General features: G+C 51.0%; 20 protein-coding genes and 2 tRNA genes. 7 read left to right on the top strand and 15 right to left on the bottom strand.

What is annotated here, in order from left to right:
• Window positions 1-376 precede the first annotated feature (376 nt).
• The 4 genes from VF260_08520 to lonB all read right to left on the bottom strand — a co-directional run bounded on the left by VF260_08520 (window position 377) and on the right by lonB (window position 5913).
• Window positions 377-952, bottom strand: a complete 576-nt coding sequence (locus VF260_08520) for a non-ribosomal peptide synthetase module (protein ID HEX7057221.1) — start codon at window positions 950-952, stop codon at window positions 377-379.
• A gap of 152 nt (window positions 953-1104) precedes the next feature.
• Window positions 1105-1737, bottom strand: coding sequence for a ribosome biogenesis GTP-binding protein YihA/YsxC (gene yihA / locus VF260_08525; GenBank protein HEX7057222.1), 633 nt, complete (start codon window positions 1735-1737; stop codon window positions 1105-1107).
• Between the two features lie 25 nt (window positions 1738-1762).
• Window positions 1763-4105, bottom strand: coding sequence for an endopeptidase La (gene lon / locus VF260_08530; GenBank protein HEX7057223.1), 2343 nt, complete (start codon window positions 4103-4105; stop codon window positions 1763-1765).
• Window positions 4106-4209: 104 nt separating this feature from the next.
• Window positions 4210-5913 (bottom strand): ATP-dependent protease LonB, encoded by a 1704-nt coding sequence (gene lonB, locus VF260_08535; GenBank protein ID HEX7057224.1) that lies wholly within the window; start codon window positions 5911-5913, stop codon window positions 4210-4212.
• Window positions 5914-6110: 197 nt separating this feature from the next.
• Here lonB and VF260_08540 point away from each other — a divergent pair, with 197 nt between their 5' ends.
• Window positions 6111-7106 carry a hypothetical protein gene (locus VF260_08540; protein ID HEX7057225.1) on the top strand — a complete coding sequence of 332 codons (996 nt, stop codon included), beginning with the start codon at window positions 6111-6113 and terminating at the stop codon, window positions 7104-7106.
• A 30-nt stretch (window positions 7107-7136) separates the two neighbouring features.
• Here VF260_08540 and ispG read toward each other — a convergent pair whose 3' ends face one another.
• The 5 genes from ispG to VF260_08565 form a co-directional block, all read right to left on the bottom strand.
• A complete protein-coding gene (ispG, locus tag VF260_08545) occupies window positions 7137-8291 on the bottom strand; it encodes a flavodoxin-dependent (E)-4-hydroxy-3-methylbut-2-enyl-diphosphate synthase (GenBank protein ID HEX7057226.1) in 1155 nt (384 codons plus the stop codon).
• A complete protein-coding gene (gene clpX, locus VF260_08550) occupies window positions 8264-9523 on the bottom strand; it encodes an ATP-dependent protease ATP-binding subunit ClpX (protein ID HEX7057227.1) in 1260 nt (419 codons plus the stop codon). Before clpX ends, ispG begins: the two co-directional genes overlap by 28 nt.
• A gap of 12 nt (window positions 9524-9535) precedes the next feature.
• Window positions 9536-10126, bottom strand: a complete 591-nt coding sequence (gene clpP, locus VF260_08555) for an ATP-dependent Clp endopeptidase proteolytic subunit ClpP (GenBank protein HEX7057228.1) — start codon at window positions 10124-10126, stop codon at window positions 9536-9538.
• A gap of 154 nt (window positions 10127-10280) precedes the next feature.
• A complete protein-coding gene (gene tig / locus VF260_08560) occupies window positions 10281-11582 on the bottom strand; it encodes a trigger factor (GenBank protein ID HEX7057229.1) in 1302 nt (433 codons plus the stop codon).
• Between the two features lie 150 nt (window positions 11583-11732).
• Window positions 11733-12614 carry a hypothetical protein gene (locus tag VF260_08565; GenBank protein HEX7057230.1) on the bottom strand — a complete coding sequence of 294 codons (882 nt, stop codon included), beginning with the start codon at window positions 12612-12614 and terminating at the stop codon, window positions 11733-11735.
• 152 nt (window positions 12615-12766) lie between these two features.
• Here VF260_08565 and VF260_08570 point away from each other — a divergent pair.
• Both VF260_08570 and VF260_08575 read left to right on the top strand, forming a co-directional pair.
• A tRNA-Gly gene (locus tag VF260_08570) sits at window positions 12767-12837 on the top strand.
• Between the two features lie 16 nt (window positions 12838-12853).
• A tRNA-Arg gene (locus VF260_08575) sits at window positions 12854-12927 on the top strand.
• Window positions 12928-13221: 294 nt separating this feature from the next.
• On the opposite strand, the gene VF260_08580 is transcribed toward VF260_08575, so the two are convergent.
• The 4 genes from VF260_08580 to VF260_08595 form a co-directional block, all read right to left on the bottom strand.
• On the bottom strand, window positions 13222-13749 hold the full coding sequence (locus VF260_08580) for a hemerythrin domain-containing protein (GenBank protein HEX7057231.1): 528 nt from the start codon (window positions 13747-13749) through the stop codon (window positions 13222-13224).
• A 189-nt stretch (window positions 13750-13938) separates the two neighbouring features.
• Window positions 13939-14580, bottom strand: a complete 642-nt coding sequence (locus VF260_08585; GenBank protein ID HEX7057232.1) for an XTP/dITP diphosphatase — start codon at window positions 14578-14580, stop codon at window positions 13939-13941.
• Window positions 14564-15328 carry a ribonuclease PH gene (rph, locus tag VF260_08590; GenBank protein ID HEX7057233.1) on the bottom strand — a complete coding sequence of 255 codons (765 nt, stop codon included), beginning with the start codon at window positions 15326-15328 and terminating at the stop codon, window positions 14564-14566. The genes VF260_08585 and rph overlap by 17 nt, the downstream gene beginning before the upstream one ends.
• Window positions 15329-15494: 166 nt before the next feature.
• The gene (locus VF260_08595) at window positions 15495-16541 is read right to left on the bottom strand and encodes a GerMN domain-containing protein (GenBank protein ID HEX7057234.1); all 1047 of its coding nucleotides are present in this window, start codon (window positions 16539-16541) and stop codon (window positions 15495-15497) included.
• Between the two features lie 142 nt (window positions 16542-16683).
• Here VF260_08595 and VF260_08600 point away from each other — a divergent pair, with 142 nt between their 5' ends.
• Window positions 16684-17202 (top strand): phosphatidylglycerophosphatase A, encoded by a 519-nt coding sequence (locus tag VF260_08600; GenBank protein ID HEX7057235.1) that lies wholly within the window; start codon window positions 16684-16686, stop codon window positions 17200-17202.
• Between the two features lie 107 nt (window positions 17203-17309).
• On the opposite strand, the gene VF260_08605 is transcribed toward VF260_08600, so the two are convergent.
• Together VF260_08605 and VF260_08610 are read right to left on the bottom strand one after the other, a co-directional pair.
• Complete coding sequence (locus VF260_08605) at window positions 17310-18257, bottom strand: MBL fold metallo-hydrolase (protein ID HEX7057236.1); 948 nt, start codon at window positions 18255-18257, stop codon at window positions 17310-17312.
• Entirely contained in the window at window positions 18250-18996 is a 747-nt protein-coding gene (locus VF260_08610; protein ID HEX7057237.1) for a class I SAM-dependent methyltransferase, read from the bottom strand. Before VF260_08610 ends, VF260_08605 begins: the two co-directional genes overlap by 8 nt.
• A 130-nt stretch (window positions 18997-19126) precedes the next feature.
• On the opposite strand from VF260_08610, the gene VF260_08615 reads away from it, so the two are divergent.
• The 3 genes from VF260_08615 (at window position 19127) to tatA (ending at window position 20219) form a co-directional block, all read left to right on the top strand.
• On the top strand, window positions 19127-19405 hold the full coding sequence (locus tag VF260_08615) for a hypothetical protein (protein HEX7057238.1): 279 nt from the start codon (window positions 19127-19129) through the stop codon (window positions 19403-19405).
• A gap of 77 nt (window positions 19406-19482) precedes the next feature.
• Window positions 19483-19824, top strand: a complete 342-nt coding sequence (locus VF260_08620; GenBank protein HEX7057239.1) for a cupin domain-containing protein — start codon at window positions 19483-19485, stop codon at window positions 19822-19824.
• Between the two features lie 182 nt (window positions 19825-20006).
• Window positions 20007-20219, top strand: coding sequence for a twin-arginine translocase TatA/TatE family subunit (gene tatA / locus VF260_08625; GenBank protein ID HEX7057240.1), 213 nt, complete (start codon window positions 20007-20009; stop codon window positions 20217-20219).
• The last annotated feature ends 97 nt before the right edge of the window (window positions 20220-20316 follow it).

Consider the following 20316-nt stretch of genomic DNA (forward strand, 5'->3'; position numbering starts at 1 on the left):
ATCAAAATCGATTCCCCAAGTATCAACAGCAACGTGTCTTCCGAAAGTAGAATATTCCACTTTTCGGCTCCCCCTTTCCTAGGAATAAAATGTGTGGATTTCATCCGCTAGGACCTACGTCATTCACTTCTTTCGAGGGAAAAATCTCTCGCAACAATCAATGTCCTGAGTGAATCCTGGTTCCTATTTGATTTCAACGAAGATAAAAATAACATCTATTGAACGGAAATGCAACTGTTTTTTTAAAAACCCGACAGTCTCATTATACGCAAAAGGGCCCTTGGCGTACCTGCCAGGCGGAGGCGTAAACAAGCAAAATGCAAAAAACCGGAAAATGGTTTTCCGGTTTGGTGTGGAATGAGTTTATTAACGCATTTTACGCTTCCAAAACAAACAGCCTTTTGGCCAATTTCGTAAGCTCCGCGTCAATTTTTGCGGTTTCCGCCGCAGGCAAATTGCGCATGTCCAAAAGTCTGTCGACAGCTTCGTGAATTTCGCTGATTTCGTTTTCCACATCGGCTAGTTTCCATAATTGTTCCCACCGGCTCTTTTTAAATTCATAGATAACCCGCTCTTTGCCGCCGGCCTGTTCAACAATTTTGGCCACCGCGCCGCGCTCGTATTCATAGATCATCGTGAACGCGGGATAAAGCCGATGGACAACCGCGTCCCCTTTGAAAGCGGAAACGGCCATCCGCATCACATCCGTCAATTTCGCATGCCGGATGCGAAACGTTCCTTCCAATACATAGAAGTTGGCACGTTGTACAAAAACCAGGGAAATTTCATCACCCGACTCATCCGACAACACCATTTCCTGGTTGCCGTTTTCACAAACTTGAATCTTAACCGACATTCGTTGCTCCCGAAACAACTGAATCAACCTACGCATATCGGCCTCGGATAATCGCAAGCAGGTCTTGACATATTCTGTCGCTAACCGCTTTGCCATAAAAAATACCCCTCAATTCGTTTTTTTAACGCTGTCTCTTAATCATTATACACCACAGCCCGGATATATTCCTGCCGACCGGCCCGGAAAATTGCGCGAAAACTGCAAATTTGGCTGTTTGGCCGCAATAAGCAAAAAAAAGCGCCGTGCGATCACGGTTTTTCTCCTTGCGATCGTTGTGGCGATTCGGTTTGTAAATCGGTTTGTAAAAATGAAGCGATCAGACTCCACAATTCATCTTTGCCGGCGCCCGTCTCCGCGGAAAACATCACCAGCCGGTCATGATCGCTCATCCCGAAAGTTTGCCTGATCAGGCGAAGATGGCCAGGCAGCCTGGTCTTTGGAATTTTATCCGCTTTTGTGGCAACGACGCACATGGGAATTTGATAATGTTTCAGCCATTCGTACATCATTCGGTCGTCTGCGGTTGGCGGATGCCGCAAATCGACAATTTGCAAGACCAACTTCAATTCGCTTCGGTTCAGCAAATAAGACTCAATAAGTTGGCCCCATTTTTGGCGCAGCGATTTGGAAACTTTGGCAAATCCGTATCCCGGAAAATCCACGAAATAAAAGCTGTTGTTGACAAGGTAATAATTAAGCGTCTGCGTCTTGCCCGGCTGCGAGCTGGTTCGCGCCAGATTTTTCCGGTTGATCATGCGGTTGATCAAAGACGATTTGCCGACGTTGGAACGCCCGGCAAGAGCAATTTCCGGCAAAAAGTCGCGGGGAAACTGCTCTTTGCTCATAGCGCTGATTACGAATTCGCAACTTTTGACAATCATTGGTTTCTCCTCGGCAATAAACGGTTCAGGACAAAATGCTTGCCGGCTGCACAAGCGCCTCTTGCAGCACTTCATCCATATGCGACACAAGAACGAATGTCAAATCATCCCGTACGCTTTCCGGGATATCCTGCAAATCTTTCTCGTTGTCCTTCGGCAACAATACTTTCTTGATCCCGGCCCGGTGCGCGGCCAGCGCTTTTTCCTTGAAGCCGCCGATCGGCAAAACCCTTCCCCTTAGCGTGATTTCCCCTGTCATCGCTACCTCGCGGGATACCGGAATATTCGTCAGCGCCGAAATCAGCGCGGTGGCAATCGTGATGCCGGCGGAAGGCCCGTCTTTCGGAATCGCCCCTTCCGGAATATGCACATGAATGTCGCATTTTTCGTGGAATGACGGATCAATGCGCAGCGACTCGGACTTCGCGCGCGTATAACTGAACGCGGCCTGCGCCGACTCCTTCATGACGTCGCCCAATTTGCCGGTTAGCGTCAACTTGCCTGTACCGGGCATAATTGACACCTCGATCGTCAACGTGTCCCCGCCGACTTCCGTCCAGGCCAGGCCGGTCACGGCCCCGATTTGGTCTTCGCTTTCCGCAAGGCCAAATCTGAATTTGGCCGGCCCCAGAAATTCCGGCACATTTTCCGGCGCCACGTTGATTTCGCCCATTCGCCCGGCCACAAGCTCTTTCGCCGCTTTTCGACAAATCGCGGCGATTTGCTGCTCCAAATTGCGCACGCCCGCTTCCCGCGTATATTCGCGAACCACCCTCAAGAGGGCGCCGTTGTCAAACGATAATTGATCATCTTTCAACCCGTGCTCTTTTTTCTGCTTCGGCACCAAATGCTTCTCGGCGATATGCATTTTTTCAATTTCCGTATAACCGGAAATGAACAACACTTCCATTCTGTCCAACAGCGGCCCGGGGATGTTGTGGACAGCGTTTGCCGTCGTAATGAACATGACGTTGGATAGATCGAACGGAATTTCAATATAATGGTCGCTGAACGTGCCGTTTTGTTCGGGGTCGAGCACTTCCAGAAGCGCGGCCGACGGGTCGCCGCGAAAATCAACGGACATTTTGTCAATTTCATCGAGCAAAAAAACCGGGTTGTTGCTGCCCGCGGTTTTCATCCCCTGGATGATTCGCCCCGGCATGGCGCCGACATAGGTGCGCCGATGCCCTCTGATTTCCGCTTCGTCTCTGACGCCGCCCAATGAGATGCGGACAAACCGCCTGCCCAAAGAACGCGCGATCGAACGCGCGAGCGACGTTTTGCCGACACCGGGTGGCCCCACCAGACAAAGGATCGGGCCTTTCGGCCTGTTCACCAGACGTTGGACGGCCAAATATTCCAGGACGCGTTCCTTCGGTTTTTCCAGGCCATAATGGTCTTCGTTTAAAATGGCTTCCGCCCGGTTGATGTCCAGATCGTCTTCGGTCGCGTGTTTCCAGGGCAAAGCGAGCAGCCAATCAATGTATGTGCGGATTACACCGCCCTCGGCAGAAGTTGCCGGCATTTTCTCCAGCCTGTCGATTTCTTTCTCGACTTTTTCCCGCGCCTTGTCCGTCAATTCCGCTTTGGCGAGATGTTCGCGAAGTTCCTCGATTTCGCCGGCTCTGCCTTCCTTTTCGCCAAGTTCTTTTTGAATTGCTTTCATCTGTTCCCGCAAATAATACTCTTTTTGCGTCTTTTCCATCTGCTTTTTCACGCGTTGGCTTATTTTGCGTTCAAGCTCCAGCACTTCCCGCTCGTTGTTCAAAATGCCGAGTATTTTTTCCAGACGGTCTTTCACCGCCGCGGTTTCGAGAATTTCCTGCTTGTCCTTGATCTTTAGCGACAAATGGCTGCAGATCACGTCAGCCAACCGGCCGGGCTCGTCAATATCGGACACGGCGGCCATTGTCTCGGGCGTTATTTTTTTGGACAAGGAAATATAATGTTCGAACTGGCTTAACACGGTGCGCATCAGCGCGTCAACTTCCGGGTCGCTCGTTTCCAGTTCGGGCATTTCCTGCACCAACACTTCAAAGTAATCATCCGTGGCGACATATTCGACAATTTCCGCCCGCAGCATTCCTTCCACCAGCACACGAATCGTGCCGTTCGGAAGTTTCAGCATCTGCCTGACCTTTGATACGGTACCAACTTTATATATGTCATCCTCGGCAGGATCTTCGATATTCATCTCCGATTGGGAGCAAAGCAAAATGACACTGTCATCCAGCATCGCCTTCTCAAGAGCGCGAATGGACTTTTCCCGGCCGACATCCAAATGCAACACCATGCTGGGGAACACCAGGAGCCCCCGCAACGGCAAAAGCGGCAACCGACGTCCTTTCGCTTTCTGTTGTCGCACCATCCAGCACCTCCAGCGGCGAAAAGCCAATATTTCAGCTTGCACATATTTTATCAAATCGGGTAGTAAAACTCCAACGATGTGCGGGAAGGCGTCTTATCCGAAAGTTATCGCTGTTTGGCTTCGGCCTGAAGCACCGGCAGCACGACCGGGACATTCGGCTCGATCATTGCCGATTTCTGCTCGTTTGCGACAATTTGTCCGCCCAGCACGATGTTTAGCGCTTCTTCGATCGTTTCCACCCCGATGATTTCCAATCCCTCCATCTCATGAAAAACGGACTGCCGGTTTTCTTTCGGAATAATGATTCTTGTCGCGCCGGCCCGTTTCGCCGCCTCAATCTTCGCCGCAATACCCCCAACCGGCTTGATGCGCCCATGGATGCTCACTTCGCCGGTCATCGCCGTTTTATGGTCTACCGGCTCGCGGCGCAGCGCGGACACGATGGCGGTAGCCATGGCGATTCCCGCCGACGGCCCATCCACCGGCACGCCGCCCGGAAAATTAATATGCAGATCGAAATCGCGCACGCGGAAGTTGAATTTGCGCAAAACGGTCAACACATTTTCCAACGAGTTCATTGCCATGCTTTTCCGGCGAACGGTATGGGAAGGATCCCCCATTTCTTCTTCTTCGACGACGCCGGTAATATTGATCGTCCCCTTGCCGGGCGTTGCGGCCGGAATGGCGGTTACTTCAATTTCCAACAACGCGCCCAGATTCGGCCCAAATACCGCCAATCCGTTTACCAATCCGATTTGCGGCGACGATGGAATACGCGGCAGGGGGCGCGGAGAAATCTGGCAGCTTTGCGCCACCCATTCGATATCCGCCGCCGTAATTTTAGCCCTGCCTTCCGTGATCGCCAAGCCCGCGGCAAGCTGGATCATATTCACCGCCTCCCGGCCGTTGCCCGCATATTTCACCACCGTGTCCACCGCCGCCTGGCAGTCGTTGAATCCCAGTTTGCCCGTTGCTTTTAGCGCAATCGTCCCGATTTCTTCGGGCAAAAGCGGGCGGAAAAAAACTTCCATGCATCGGGAGCGGATGGCGGCCGGTATTTGCTCGGGCGACCGCGTCGTCGCCCCCACCAGGCGGAAATCGGCCGGCAAGCCGTTTTGAAATATGTCGTGAATATGGCTTGGAATATGGGTATCTTCCGAATTGTAATACGAGCTTTCCAAAAAAACTTTGCGGTCTTCCAACACTTTTAACAGCTTGTTCATCTGGATCGGGTGCAATTCGCCGATCTCGTCAATGAACAAGATGCCGCCATGCGCCTTCGTTACCGCGCCGGGCTTCGGCTGCGGGATGCCGGCTACGCCAAGCGCGCCTGCCCCTTGATAGATCGGATCATGCACGGAACCGATCAACGGGTCGGCGATCCCCCGTTCGTCGAAGCGGGCTGTTGTGGCGTCGATCTCCAAAAATTTCGCGTTCCGTTTGAACGGCGAGTTAGGATTCTTTTTCGCTTCTTCCATAATCACTCTCGCGGCGGCGGTTTTCCCCACTCCGGGCGGGCCGTAAATGATTACATGCTGCGGGTTCGGACCGCATAACGCCGCTCTTAACGCCCGCAAGCCCTCCTTTTGTCCGACAATGTCGGATATGGCTACAGGACGCGTTTTTTCCGCGAGCGGCTGGGTTAGCGAAATGGAGCGCAGCCTACGCAGTTTTTCCATTTCTTTTTTCGATTCTTTGTCTACAGCGGCTTTGCTCGTTTGTTGGTTGCGCAGCAGATTCCAAAAATAGAGCCCGATCACAATGGCAAAAAACACTTGCACAATCATCAGAGCCACGCTGATTGTCATGTTCATACACTCCTTCTCCGCGCTTTTTGGCATATATAACAGTATTGCCTTGCCAATGCGGCATTAATCCCAAAGCCGCTCCCGAAAAAACTGCAAAATACCGTCGAACTGACGCAGGAATTTCGACAAACGGTGAAGTATTATTATTAAAGGAACTTACGCGGCTTTCATGCAACTCATTAGGAAGGATGAACGTTGTGAATGTATTTGAGAAGTTAAAGCTGCGCTCGCAACTGAAAAATTGTGATTTCCGTCTGGCCGGGACCGTGATCAAACAGCAATACTACCAAAAGAACGGGGAAAGCGAATTAAACCGGCTCATCGATGATTTGTTGAGCAACCCATGTTTTGACACAGCGATCAAACTGATTGAATACGATTACCTGATGACGTTCTATTTTACCGAAAGCAAAAACGGCGGACTTTATATCCAGAAAAAAGGCCAACTGGACAATATGTCTGCCGAAAACGACGAAGAAAACACGCAACCCGCGCATTCCACCGAATTTCCCGCGGATAAGGTGCCTGAACCGGAACTCTTGAACGAAATCAAAGTATCCCGTTGGGTGATGCCGACAGCGGGGCGGAAATCAGAGGAGGTTTTCCGGCGGGAAGATTTCTATTCTCCCGAAAGCCCGCCGAATCCGGTTTTGATTGACGAAGAGACAGCGCCGCTGCCAAGGGTGAAGTTTAAAGACAATTTGCCGTTTTCCGCGCGCTCCGTTTTCCCGCAGAAGCAGGAAAAACAAGCGAAAACTAAAGCCGAACCGGATTGGGAATCCGTTTCTTTGGAAGAGAAAAAAGAAGAGGTTTTGTACCCGGCGGAAATGGAAAAACCGGGCGAGGAAGTAGCGGAATCCGGGCTGGAAATAAAAAAAGCCAAAGCCGATGACGTGTTCCGGCCGACCGGAAACAACGCCGTCACCTTTCGCTATGCCGAAACTGAGCATCCGGCAAACGGACAGGCATTTGATTTGCATGCGGTTATCCCCGAAAAAACCGCATTTCCAAATGTGCTGGCAACTTTAAAGATCGACATTAACGAAATGAAAAAGCAAATTTCCATCTATAACAAGCGAATTGCCGATGATCATCCGGAAAGCGCAAAATATAAAGGCTGGGTTAAATCGTTGGAGAAAGCGTTGGACGAGTTCACGGATGCGGTGCGGATATTACATGAAATCAAAAAGTGATTTGCTCTTTGGGCAATTTTGCCAAGATGCTCAATGGATGGCTGGACGTTTTCTGCCGGGGATTTCCCCGGTTTTTTCATATGCCGCGACGATTGAATCGATTTCTTTTTTCAATTCGCGGACGAGTTCCGCTTCGGGAACTTTGCGGATCATTTTGCCGTACCGAAACAGCATGCCTTCCCCGCGCGCTCCGGCTATGCCGATATCGGCTTCCCGCGCCTCGCCGGGACCATTCACGGCACAACCGAGGACGGAAACCTTGATCGGAGCCTTGATTTTCTCCAGATACTGTTCGATCTCGTTGACAACGGCAAACAGATTGAAATCAAGCCTGCCGCAAGTCGGGCATGAAATGAGCGTAGGCGCGTTCGCAATCAGCCCGAAAGTTTTCAGCAATTCCCGGGCCACTTTTACTTCTTCAACCGAGTCGGCGCTTAACGATATGCGGATCGTTGAACCGAGCCCCATCGACAAGAGCGTGCCCAAACCGGCGGCGCTTTTGATCGTTCCCGAAAAAAGCGTTCCGGATTCGGTAATGCCCAAATGCAGCGGATAATTGAACTTCTCCGCCGCCATCGTATAGGCTTTTATCGCCATGGGAACATCCGACGCCTTCAGCGATACGATGATATCGTGAAAGTTCAGATCCTCCAAAATCGAAATATGGTATAAAGCGCTGGCAACCATTGCCTCCGCGGTGGGATATCCGTACTTCTCCAACAGATGGCTTTCCAGCGAGCCGGCATTTACGCCGATCCGAATCGGAATTCCCCGTTCCTTGCAGGCGCGGACAACCGCTTCGACTTTTTCCCGCCGGCCGATATTCCCGGGATTGATCCTGACCTTGTCAATCCCGTTTGCAATCGCCGCAAGCGCCAGCTTGTAGTCGAAGTGAATATCGGCCACCAACGGAATATGAATTTGCTTTTTGATCGGCTTGATGGCTTCCGCCGCTTCATAATTGTTGACGGTCACCCGCACCAATTGGCAGCCCGCTTCTTCCAAACGGTGTATTTCCGCCACGACCGCTTTGACATCCGCCGTTTTGGAAGTGCACATGCTTTGAATGATGACTTCATTGCTGCCGCCAATCGTTAAGTTGCCGACTTTTACCGGGCGAGTTTCTGTTCGCTTAAACATTCCCCTCTCCCTTTGCCTTACGCGCTTTCTTCCTTCTTCCCCGATTTGCCGTCTTTTGTTGTCAGTTCAGGCGGCAATTTGTCCTTGACCGCCTTTTCCGTCACAACGCAATCCTTCACATCGTTGCGGGACGGAACTTCAAACATGACATCAAGCATGATCGACTCAATGATGGCGCGCAAGCCGCGAGCTCCGGTGCTGCGCTTGATCGCCTCCTTGGCGATGGCATCCAAAGCGCCTTTTTCAAATTCAAGCCGGACGTTGTCCATTTCGAGCAGCTTTTGGTATTGCTTGACCAAGGCGTTTTTGGGTTCGGTCAAGATGCGGATAAGCGCCGCTTCGTCCAACGGTTCCAGTGTGGAGATGATCGGCAGGCGCCCGACAAATTCGGGGATCAGGCCGAATTTCAGCAAATCCTCCGGCAACACCAAAGACAAATATTCGCCCGGTTTCAAATCGCCTTTGCCGCCGTCGCTGCCGAAACCGATCACTTTTTTGCCGATCCGGCGCTTGATGATCTGCTCCAGGCCGTCAAAAGCGCCGCCGCAAATAAACAGTATATTGGTCGTATCGATTTGAATAAACTCTTGATGCGGATGTTTCCGGCCCCCTTGCGGCGGAACGGACGCCACCGTCCCTTCCAGTATTTTCAGCAGCGCCTGCTGTACGCCTTCGCCGGACACATCGCGCGTAATGGACGGATTTTCCGATTTGCGCGCCACTTTATCAATTTCATCGATGTAAATGATGCCGCGCTCCGCCTTTTCCACATCATAATCGGCGGATTGAATCAGCTTGAGCAGAATGTTTTCCACATCCTCGCCGACATAGCCGGCTTCGGTAAGTGAAGTGGCGTCGGCAATCGCAAACGGCACGTTCAAAATTTTGGCAAGTGTTTGCGCCAATAAAGTTTTTCCGCTGCCGGTTGGACCGACAAGCAAAATATTGCTTTTTTGCAGTTCCACATCGTCGGTTTTATTGCCTGTGTTAATTCGCTTGTAATGGTTGTATACCGCCACGGCCAACGATTTTTTCGCCAAATCCTGACCGATCACATATTGATCCAGCACCGCGCGAATTTCTTTCGGTTTGGGGATGTCCTTCAAGTCCAGCTCTTCTTCGTGGCCAAGTTCTTCTTCCACAATTTCCGTACATAATTCAATGCATTCATCGCAAATATAAACGCCGGGCCCAGCAACCAATTTCCTGACCTGGTCCTGGGATTTCCCGCAAAACGAGCATTTCAGCTGGCCTTTCTCATCGTTGAACTTAAACATTGGATCACCCCTTTAAGCTAAATCCTTCCGCGTAATGACCTGGTCGATCAGACCGTAGGCCTTGGCTTCTTCCGCCGACATAAAGAAGTCCCTGTCCGTGTCGCGATCGATTTTTTCATACGACTGTTTGGTATGCTTCACATAAATTTCGTTCAGTTTTTGTTTGGTTTTGAGAATCCAATCGGCGTGAATTTTAATATCCGCCGCCTGGCCGCGAACGCCGCCCAAAGGTTGGTGAATCATCACTTCGCTGTTGGGGAGCGCATACCGTTTGCCGGGCGCTCCGCCTGCCAAGAGCAGGGAACCCATGCTTGCCGCCAGGCCGACACAAATGGTGGAAACATCAGGCTTGATGTATTGCATCGTATCGTAAATCCCCAAGCCTGCGGTAACCGACCCGCCGGGAGAATTAATGTAGAGAGAAATATCTTTCTCCGGGTCCTCAGCCGTCAAATATAAAAGCTGGGCGATCACAAGGTTTGCAACGTCATCGTCGATGGCGCTGCCGAGAAAAATAATGCGGTCCTTCAACAACCGCGAGTAGATATCGTATGCGCGCTCACCACGGTTTGATTGTTCCACAACCATTGGTACAAGTGACACGTGTCTCACTCCAATCCGATTCGTTCAACTGTATTTTACCATTTTGCAAACCCGCTGTCATTTTCATTCCGCAGGGTACAAAGAAGGCACGTTGCGGAAAATGACGTGCCTTCCAACTTATGCCGCAGCCACACGTGCAAGCTGTTGCCATACATTATGCGGCTGATTGGCCGTTCTTGCTGTTCTTAACCAGAAATTCAACCGTTTTCCGCGTCACCACATCGCGCCTGATATCTTCAAGCATACCGGATTCGGCAAAAGCGGTCCGCAACTCGTCGACAGTCTTTTTGTACAAATCGGTCATCTTTTCCAGTTCTTTGTCCACATCTTCATCAGATGCGGTGATATTTTCCGCCTTGGCGATCGCTTCCAGCACGAGCCCGTTCAGCACGCGTTTTTTGGCCTCTTCCCGCATCTGTTCGCGCAACGAGGCTTCGCTTTCCCCGGAATAGCGGAAATACATTTCCAACGACATTCCTTGCATACGTATCCGCTGCTCAAATTCATACAGCATGTGGTCAACTTCCGTATCGAACATGACTTCCGGAATTTCCACGGTCGCCGCGCCGGCCGCCTTCTCGACTACTTCCCGCTCGATTTTTCGGCGGTTTTCCCTTTCTTTGGCTGCGGCGAGCTTTTCTTTCAGATCTTGCTTGAATTCATCCAGCGTTTCAAACTCGCTGACATCTTTGGCGAATTCGTCATCCAGCGCGGGCAGATTTTTGCGCTTGATTTCGTTTACTTTCACCTTGAATACGGCGTCTTTTCCGGCAAGATCTTCGGCGCGGTAATCTTTCGGGAATGTGACGGCGATTTCTTTCTCTTCCCCTTTGCCCATTCCGATGAGTTGCTCTTCGAATCCCGGAATAAAGCTTCCGGAACCGATCTCGAGCGAATGATTTTCCGCCTTGCCGCCGGCAAACGGCGTTCCGTCAATGGAACCTGCGAAATCAATGACGGCGATATCGCCGTTTTCAATTTTGCCGTCTTCCAATACCGCCAATTCCGCATGCCGGTTTTGCAGGCGGGTTAATTCTTCCTGCAGCTCTTCGTCGCTAACGGTGCTATCCGTTTTTTCCACTTCGATTCCTTTATATTCACCCAGGGTAACTTCCGGCTTCACAAGCACTTTCGCTTTAAACTTGAACGGTTTGCCCTTGCCGAATTCGTCGATGTCCACTTCGGGTCTGGCGACGGGTTCGATGCCTTCCTGTTTCACCGCGTCGGCATAAGCGCTTGGCAGCAACAAATCGATCGCGTCCTGATACAGGCTTTCCACGCCGAAACGGGCTTCAAAAATCGCTCTTGGCACTTTGCCGCGGCGGAATCCCGGCACATTTACTTTTTTCACAATTTTTTTAAACGCTTTATCAAGCGCCGCAGCAACCTGTTCAGCGTCTACCTCTACCTCGAGCACACCCTGGTTCTTCTCTATCTTTTCCCAACTTGCTTTCATTTTATGCCTTCCCCTCCAACACTTTTCCGTTACTTTTATCCATTTTTGCCGCGAAAGGCTTGCATTTAGACCCTTCTGTCATCATAACCACTCTATTATAAACATAAACCGTATGCATTTCAAGAAAAAGACGAGCATTTCTATGGGCATTTACAGACAGGCTTTTATCTTTTTGCAAACCGTTTGAACCAGCTTTTCATCGCTGCTTTGCAAGCCGTAGCAGGGGAGCATTTCCCCGATCTCCGCCGCGCCCGTCATCGCCTCGTTTACGGTGCAGTGCAGCGCGCACGCCCAAATTTGCGTATGCGCTTCGTCTATGTCCGCCACTTGCCGATATAATGACGTTCCGTAAATGGCGGCAAGAAATTCGTTCCATAACTGTTCCGCAAAGAAGGCCAGGGCCGGCTGATGCGTTTCGCTTACCGCGCTGACCGCGGCGAGCATCCGGTTGAATGGGCGGGGAAAATCAGCGGATTGCAAAGGGGTTTCCTCGATAGAAAGACAAAGCCGCTCTTTGTTGCGTTCCAATGAGACTGTACCGGTCATGCCGCGCTTTTTCAGCGTCTGCAAAACTTTAAATTGTACGATCGGATGCAGCTCCACCGTTTCCAGCCAGCGTTTGAGCGTTTCGTCTATGTGCGGCAAGTCGATTACCGCCAATTGTTCCAGCGCCAACAATTTTTTCTCCGGATCGATGCCGTTAAGAAGCATTTCCAGCAACTTTTTGGTATACTGTTGATCCTTGGCCTTCTCGCGAATATGCAGGCGATGGATGTCCGCTTCCGTTAAATCCGCCGTCTCCTCCTCCGCTTCTGACATATCGGGAAACAGTTTTTCCAACCACTCCAACAACGAATGCCATTCCGCCAAAGTCTGGCGGTCGGAGGCGCGGCAATTCACCAGGAAACGCAAAAGTTCCTCCGCTTCATGGTAGCGTTCTTTTTCGAGTAAACGAGTGAGCTTCAACTGATAATATTCGACCGTCTTCGGAAACAATATCACATTATCGCTGCCGTTAGCGGCATCGTCCATGTTGCGTTCCCCCGTTTCCAATCGGACAAAGCTGTTTGACAGAATTTTACCACAAAACCGCGCGAAACAAAAAAAGCCGCGTAAATTCTCCGTCTTCATTTATTGATTTTATTTCGCGCCTGTGATAATATAATGCGTGTTTCTGACCAGGCGCGGGTGTAGTTCAATGGCAGAACTCCAGCTTCCCAAGCTGGCGGCGCGGGTTCGATTCCCGTCACCCGCTTGATTGCATTTCATATGTCTCAGTAGCTCAGTAGGATAGAGCAACGGCCTTCTAAGCCGTGTGTCGGGGGTTCGAATCCCTCCTGGGACGCTTAATTTGCGCAAATTGCCACCTTTTAGATTCTAACGGTCGTGGGAGAGCCTATTCTTGCCTTTTTCCCGATATTCGGGCATGGGAACGACAAATAGCCTCCACTGCGTCCGTTAAAATTTTTGCATGGCCTTTTTTCCGCAAATAGCCTCTGCTGCGTCCGTTAGCGTTAGGCGGTAGGGGTGTGCAGTGATCGTTATGCAGTGGTTTTCATTTGAACCAAATCGGCTGCCATTCTGTTGAATGGCAGCCGTTCCGATTGTTTTGCACAAACGTTCGGTTGGATACGAAACTTTACTTCAGCAGCGCTTGCATGCGCGGGAACAAAATATCGTCTTCCAGATGAATATGTTGCCGCAAATCCTTTTCCATTTCCTGAATTTTTCTGAATGTAAAATTGTACGTGTCGCAGACATCGCTCGGAATGTGATAGTTGTTCGTTGCTTCGCGGATTTTCGCAAGCAATTTTTCGGCGCTGTCGTGCTCGTTGATGTGAGCGTTAATGGTTTTCGCCACCAGTTCCAATTGCTGCCCCGGTTCTTTTTCATACGCCTTGATTAACACAAACCCTTTTGTTTCTTCTTTGATCATGTGCTGTTCCAATTCGGCTTTTAGTTGGTGAAACAGTGTGTGGGCCTGCAGCAGTTCCTGATGTTCAAACCAATGGTGGCGCAAAAGCGTCGTCAACAGTTCGCTGATGATGGGCATTTGCTTATTCAGGTAGGCATGGTGCGTATTGACGATGTGATCGATCAATTCGCTTAACGTACTTTGTTCCCACTTCACGTCTTCCGCCGCAACATCGCCGGTCGTCTGGCTCATTCAATCAGTCACTCCTGTCATTCTAAGATCAAATTTTCCAATCACAGTCATTGTAGCTTCATTGAAATTTTGAACGTGTGATCTCGGTCACATCCCGCGAACCAAGCAGGCTATCAATTTAGTTTGTCCACTTGTTCGGGGTGCAGGCCTGCCGTGGCTGGCACTTCGTAACTGGCGAGTAAAGAGCAATTAAATTTCCAGGGATTCGAGCATTCGCCGAAGCGCTTTGCCGCGATGGCTGATCGCATTTTTAACCTCGGGCGCAAGCTCGGCCATCGTCATGCCGTATTCCGGCACATAAAAATAAGGATCATAACCGAACCCATTGTGTCCGCGCGGTTCGGCAATAATGTAACCGGAACATTCCCCTTCGACGCGTAAACTATTACCTTCTGCCGGATCATAAAGAACAAGAGCGCATACATATTGCGCCGGGCTAAGCAGGGTTACAGGCGCATCCTGCGGATTAGCGGCTGGCTTACCGTGCCGCTTTTTTCGCAGTTCGTCAAGCAGCTTCTCGTTATTATCCCGATCAGTCGCGTGTTCCCCGGCAAACCGCGCGGAGTATACGCCGGGTGCGCCATCAAGCAAGTCGACGCGTAAGCCGGAATCGTCCGCCAGCACCGGAATGCCGGCAGCGCGGGCGATCGTCCGCGCCTTTTTTTCCGCATTGGCCAGAAACGTTTCTCCGTCCTCGACGATTTCCGGCATATTCGGCACATCGTGCAAACTGCGTACGGAAAGGCCGACTTTTGCGAACATATCGGCAAACTCGCGCACTTTCCCGCTATTTTTCGTGGCGATGATGATTTGCTTATTGTTGAACCGCACGTTTCGCAGCCTCCGCTATTTTCTCGGCAAGTTCCGGCCCGAGCGCTTGTTTTTGCAGATCGATCATGGCTAAAATCCCCTGCTCGGCAAGTTCCAGCAAGTTGTTCAACTCCGATTTTGTAAACGGCGATTCCTCGCCTGTTCCCTGGATTTCCACAAATTTGCGGCTGCCTGTCATGACGACGTTCATATCCACCTTTGCGCTGGAATCCTCTTCATAGTTCAGATCCAGGCGCGGCTCGCCGGCGATGACCCCGACACTTACGGAAGCAAGAAAGTCATTTAACGGAATCGCCGGCAAATTCGCCTCTTTCGCCAGCTTGTCTAAAGCCAGCGCCAAAGCGACAAACGCTCCCGTAATCGAAGTGGTGCGCGTTCCCCCATCCGCCTGCACGACGTCGCAATCAAGCGTAATGGTCCGCTCGCCCAACATCTCCAGATTGACGACAGACCGCAATGCTCTGCCGATCAAACGCTGGATTTCCATCGTGCGGCCGCCCAGTCTGCCTTTGGCGGCTTCGCGTTGGTTTCGCTGCTGCGTCGCGCGCGGGATCATGGAATATTCCGCGGTGACCCAGCCTTTTCCTTGCCCTTTCATAAACGGCGGCACGCGGTCTTCCACCGTTGCCGTGCAAATCACTTTGGTATCGCCGACTTCAATAAAAACAGAACCCTCCGCATATTTGTTATAGTTGGTCAAAATTACCGTTTTTCGCAATTGGTCAAGCTGTCTTCCGTCAGGTCTCAAAGCGCAGTCTCCTTTTTTTCTGTATCATTCCGGCCAAGCGGGCAAAGCTTTTGCAAGTACACAAACATTTTAGCAAAGACATAAGAGAAAATCACGGGCGGCAAAAAAGAACACCCGAAGAAGGCTCTCCGGGCGCTCGCTGACGCGCGGCGCTATGTGTCGCATCCTATAACCGCAGCGGGTTGATATGCGCCTCTTTGCTGACGGGGCGGCCGTAATCGGTGTGATCCGACGCGACCACCTGGACGCTGCCGTCCACCATGATTTGCACTTTGTCGCCGCCGGTGCTATCCGCTAGCGATTGTACTACCGACTGCAGCGTTTCCGCGGGAACCGTGTTGTCGGAACTGAGAATTTGATTGCCGAAATTGACGGTTACCAACCCATCCGATTGATCCACGCCCAAAATTTCCGCAGACGGCGCAATCACTTCCTGCAGTTTCGATTGTTCGCCGGGGCCCTTGATCAACTGTTGCAACGCCGCCATGGCAATATCTTGCGGCTGTTCGATCAGCCGCGTAACCGGGACATAATAGCGATAACCCTGGGATGTTTCGTTTAAGAAATAAAGCGTTACCGGAGATGCTTCGCTTATCGGGACACCGGCGGCCTGCTCCACATTGATGCCGATTGCCCGCGACACGGGCTCATCCAAAGGCATGCCGGCAACGGGCATTTCCACCAAATCCTGCCCCGCAATTTGCAACCGCACTTTATCGACGCTTGGAAAACCCGTTAGCGTCCATGTAACCGCTTCGAGTATTTTGCGTTCGTCGCTTGCCGCATAGTCCGCAAACTGTTTGGAAAAGTCAACCGTAGCCAGTTTTTCTTTGGCGTCGATATCCACGGTCATCGTCGTATTTTTCGGCAATAGCGCTTTAAAACCGGCCGGCAGCATTTCGGTTACGGGTCCGCCGTCGACCATATATTCGAGAGACCGTTTGGCAATCCCCTCGGAAAAAGGCAGATCCATCGTGATTGGCGCCACATAACCGTCGCTGTCTTTAAAATACAGCGTTACCGGCGCCGTTTTGCCTGAACCCGCCATCTCTTCCGCGGGAGCGATCGTCTGAATGTCCGCCCCTCCCTCCGTTTCCGCCGGCGGCGGATCAATTTCCGTTTTCGTTTTGAACAAGCCGCAACCGGCAACGAAGAGCGGCAGGCTTAAAATCAAAAGCAGCGCAACCCCCCTGAACCATCCGCTACGCATCATAAACGCTTCCTCCTCGTCAACTTGATTAATATTATGTATACGAGCCCACATAAGGTTTATAACCACTTTTTGTCCAAGAAACGGGACACAATATGCGAAGCGGAATTTTTAATGCAAACCTGAAGGAGGAAAACGCGTGAGCATGGACGCGGAAAATTTGGACATTGCCGAAGACGCCAAAAAGTGGTTGGAAAAACGTGGCGTGGGAGTCGGGGATATTGCCGAATTGGTCATATTTTTGCAAAAAGATTATTTCCCGGATTTGTCGCTGGAAGAATGCCGCGCCAATGTAGAGCGTGTGCTGTCCAAGCATGAGGTGCGCAATGCGATCATGACCGGCATCCAACTTGACACATTAACTGAGGAAAACAAACTTAGCGAGCCGCTATTAGGCATGATTCGCCGTGACGAGGGCCTGTATGGCTGCGACGAAATTTTGGCGCTGTCCATCGTGAATGTATACGGCAGCATCGGGCTCACCAACTACGGCTATATCAATAAAATAAAGCCGGGCATTTTGCAACGACTGAACGATAAAAGCGGACCAAACGTCAATACCTTTCTTGATGATATCGTCGGCGCCATCGCCGCTTCCGCCTCCAGCCGGATCGCGCACAGCAAAAAGGCGGTTCAGGGAAGCCAACAACCCGGCGGCGGCTAATTTCCATGCGCCGCAGCCAAAGAACTTTCAGCTGTCTATAGCCTGAAGAAGCGACTTTCGTTAGCCAAATATTCGGGCCTGCCGACATTTGCCGACTTTTGCCGACTTTAGCGGGTAGTCGTTTCGTCTCCGCCTCGGGCCAAATAAATCATGTGGGCGATCGTTTCGGACAAGGCAAAGCGCAGTTGATGCAAGGAAAGATTGGCGCCGAACATCGCCAGGCAAATCTCGTAGGCGGTCGCCCCGTTTTTCATGAACCCGGATATGTTTAAAAGCCGTTGCTCATGATGCTGTATAATTTCTTCGGCCCTATGTGCAATCCCGGCAAACGGCTCGCGGTGCCCGGGGTAGGCAACCGCCGCCTTTAGTCGGGACAGCTCGCGCAAACCGGCGAGATATGTTCGCAGCGGATCCGGATCAATTCCCGGTATGTAGCTGATATTGGGCGTAATTTGCGGGAGTACCTGGTCGCCGCAAAAAATTTCCTTCGTGGCGGTATCCAAAAAACTTAAGTGTCCGGCGGCATGCCCGCCATGTTCCATAATCAGGCAATTGCGGTTTCCGATGCGGATCGTCTCGCCTTTGCCAATGCAAGTGGCTTGCGGGCGCGGGGAAACAAGCGGCACAAAGCTTTCCAAATGTTCCCGCAGCGGTTCCGCCAACTGCGCATTCATCCCGTGCGCCAAAAAAAGCCGTTCGATTGCGTCGGTCAGCGGGCGTTCTTCGCCCCACAGCAAATCGGCTTGCCGCATACCGGTTTCGGACATGAATACGGGAGCCCCCGTTTGCTCTTGAAACCAGCCCGCCAATCCGTAATGGTCGGGATGGTGATGCGTCAGCACAATTGCGGAGATTTCGGCAAATGAACAGCCGACTTCCGCCATAATTTGCCGCCACGCTTCCAATGCTTGTCCAGTGTGCAATCCCGGATCGATCAGTGTGTATCCTGCAGCGCCTTTAACGAGATAGCTGTTTACCCAGCGCAACGGAAACGGCAACGGAATGCGCGCCTGGATGAGATCGCCGCTTATGCGGGTCCACAATGGTTTAGCCACGATCCTTATCCGCCTTTCCGCCGACAAAAATCATCCGCCGCGATTGTTCTTCCCGGTAAGCGGAGCCGTCATAACCGCCATATATTTGTTCGACAAAGAGCCCGGCTGCGGAAATCGCCGCGAGAAACCATTCCTGATCATACAGTTTCACCTGTTCGTTATATGTGCGCGGCACTGTTTCCGGTTCGCTCAAGACAATCTTTTTGCAAACACAACCATTTTCGATCCACCGGGTCTCCTCGATTGTCGCCGCGCCTTCCTGCCGAATAGTGCGCGGTTGCAAATTTTTCACAACCGTTCCCGGATTGAGATAGTCGATGATAAACTTGCCGCCGGGTTTCAACATCCGGGCAATTTCCGCAATCACTGCGATATTTTCCTGGTCGTTTGCAAAATACCCGAACGAGGTAAACAAGTTCACCACCGCGTCAAAGCCGCCGGACAGCGGCACATGGCGCATATCTCCACGCTTCCAGACTACTTCGCCGGAAGTGTCGAGTTTTTTTGCTTCGTTTAATAAAACTTCCGACAAATCCACCCCGGTCACCCGATATCCCAAAGCCGCCAGCGACAGGGAATGCCTGCCCATGCCGCAGCACAAATCAAGCACTTGCGCCCCCGCAGGCAACCGCAGCCATTTGCTCATGGCCAACACCTCGTTTGCCGCCCCCTGGAAATCGCGATGTTTATATACGAGCAAATAATCTTTGCCAAAACTTTTTTCGTACCATGCTTCCATTCTCCATCACCCGATGTCGATTTTATTCTTTTCCATTGTAAACGACCTGGATGTAATGAACAATCCCGGAACATCATGCTATAATTATTATTTGAAGCGATATGAAAAGAGCCCGATCGGAGGATATGAAATGCCAGTTATTTTACGGCAAAAAACGGACGGCAAAATTTTTTCCTGCATTTTAAAAAATATTTACGATTTGGATTATTACGGCACGCGATATTGGGACGATCCTAAGCGCGCGGATGCGGAATATGCCGACTTTTTGCAGCAGATGAACGAAGACATTGGGAAATGGGAGCTTGTTGAAATAGAGGAACATCAACTGAAAATGTGCAATGTCAAATTGGCCAACGATCCTCGCCGGTCCGTGTATTTGGATCAAAAAGGACACCTTACCGTTCGCTAAAAAACTTGACTAAAGTCACGAAAAATGCCGAATCGAAATGCTAAACTTGCTTCATACTACGTTTTGGAGGTTTGAATATGGAAATTAAGTCACTTCGGGAAGCAAGCGAATTTAGCTCCGAACAATTCACCAAAAGGATCGTCTACAAAAAGGGCGAAAGTGTTGTGTTCGTCCTGAATTTCAACCCGGGCCAGGAGTTGCCGCCGCACAAGCATCCCGGCACGAACATCTTTATCCTGGTGCTGGAAGGAAACGGCACGATTACTGTTGACGGCGCCAGTTCGGAAGTAACGGCGGAAGATGTGATCTGCTGCGAAGGCGGCGAACAATTTTCGTTCAAAAACACAGGCAGCGGAAAAGCGCGTCTTTATGTTGAATTGGTGAAAATTCCTGATGAATCTTACGCGAAAAATATCTGACCATTGAACTTACAAAGCTGAAATCGCAAAGTTCGCAGTTCGCATACCGATTGAGCCCTCCAGCAACCACCCGAATTCATGACGGGAATTATTGGAGGGTTTTTTGCCGTCTTTCCTTCATGGTTCCAATGCGGTTTTTATGCTAGAATGTTTCAAAGACAACTTTCACGGAGATGATCATCATGGGTGATCTGTTCGCCCCCAGCCATATATTGCTGATCCTGATTGTCGTATTGCTGTTGTTCGGACCGAAGAAGCTGCCGGAATTGGGAAGGGCGTTCGGCAAAACGTTGCGCGAATTCAAAAACGGCGCCAGCGGCCTGATGTCGGACGATGAGCCAAGCCCGAACGCGAAGTTGCCTGATGGGCCAAATAACGAAACGAACAAGCAATAAATGTTCAGCCAAATTTACCGGTAAGCGCGCTTCATTTAGCTGGAAAAACCTTCGGAGCGGATGAGGACAACCTCCGCCTGCGTCCGATCAGCAAGAT

The sequence above is a fragment of the Bacilli bacterium genome, assembly GCA_036381315.1.
GTDB lineage: Bacteria > Bacillota > Bacilli > Paenibacillales > KCTC-25726 > DASVDB01.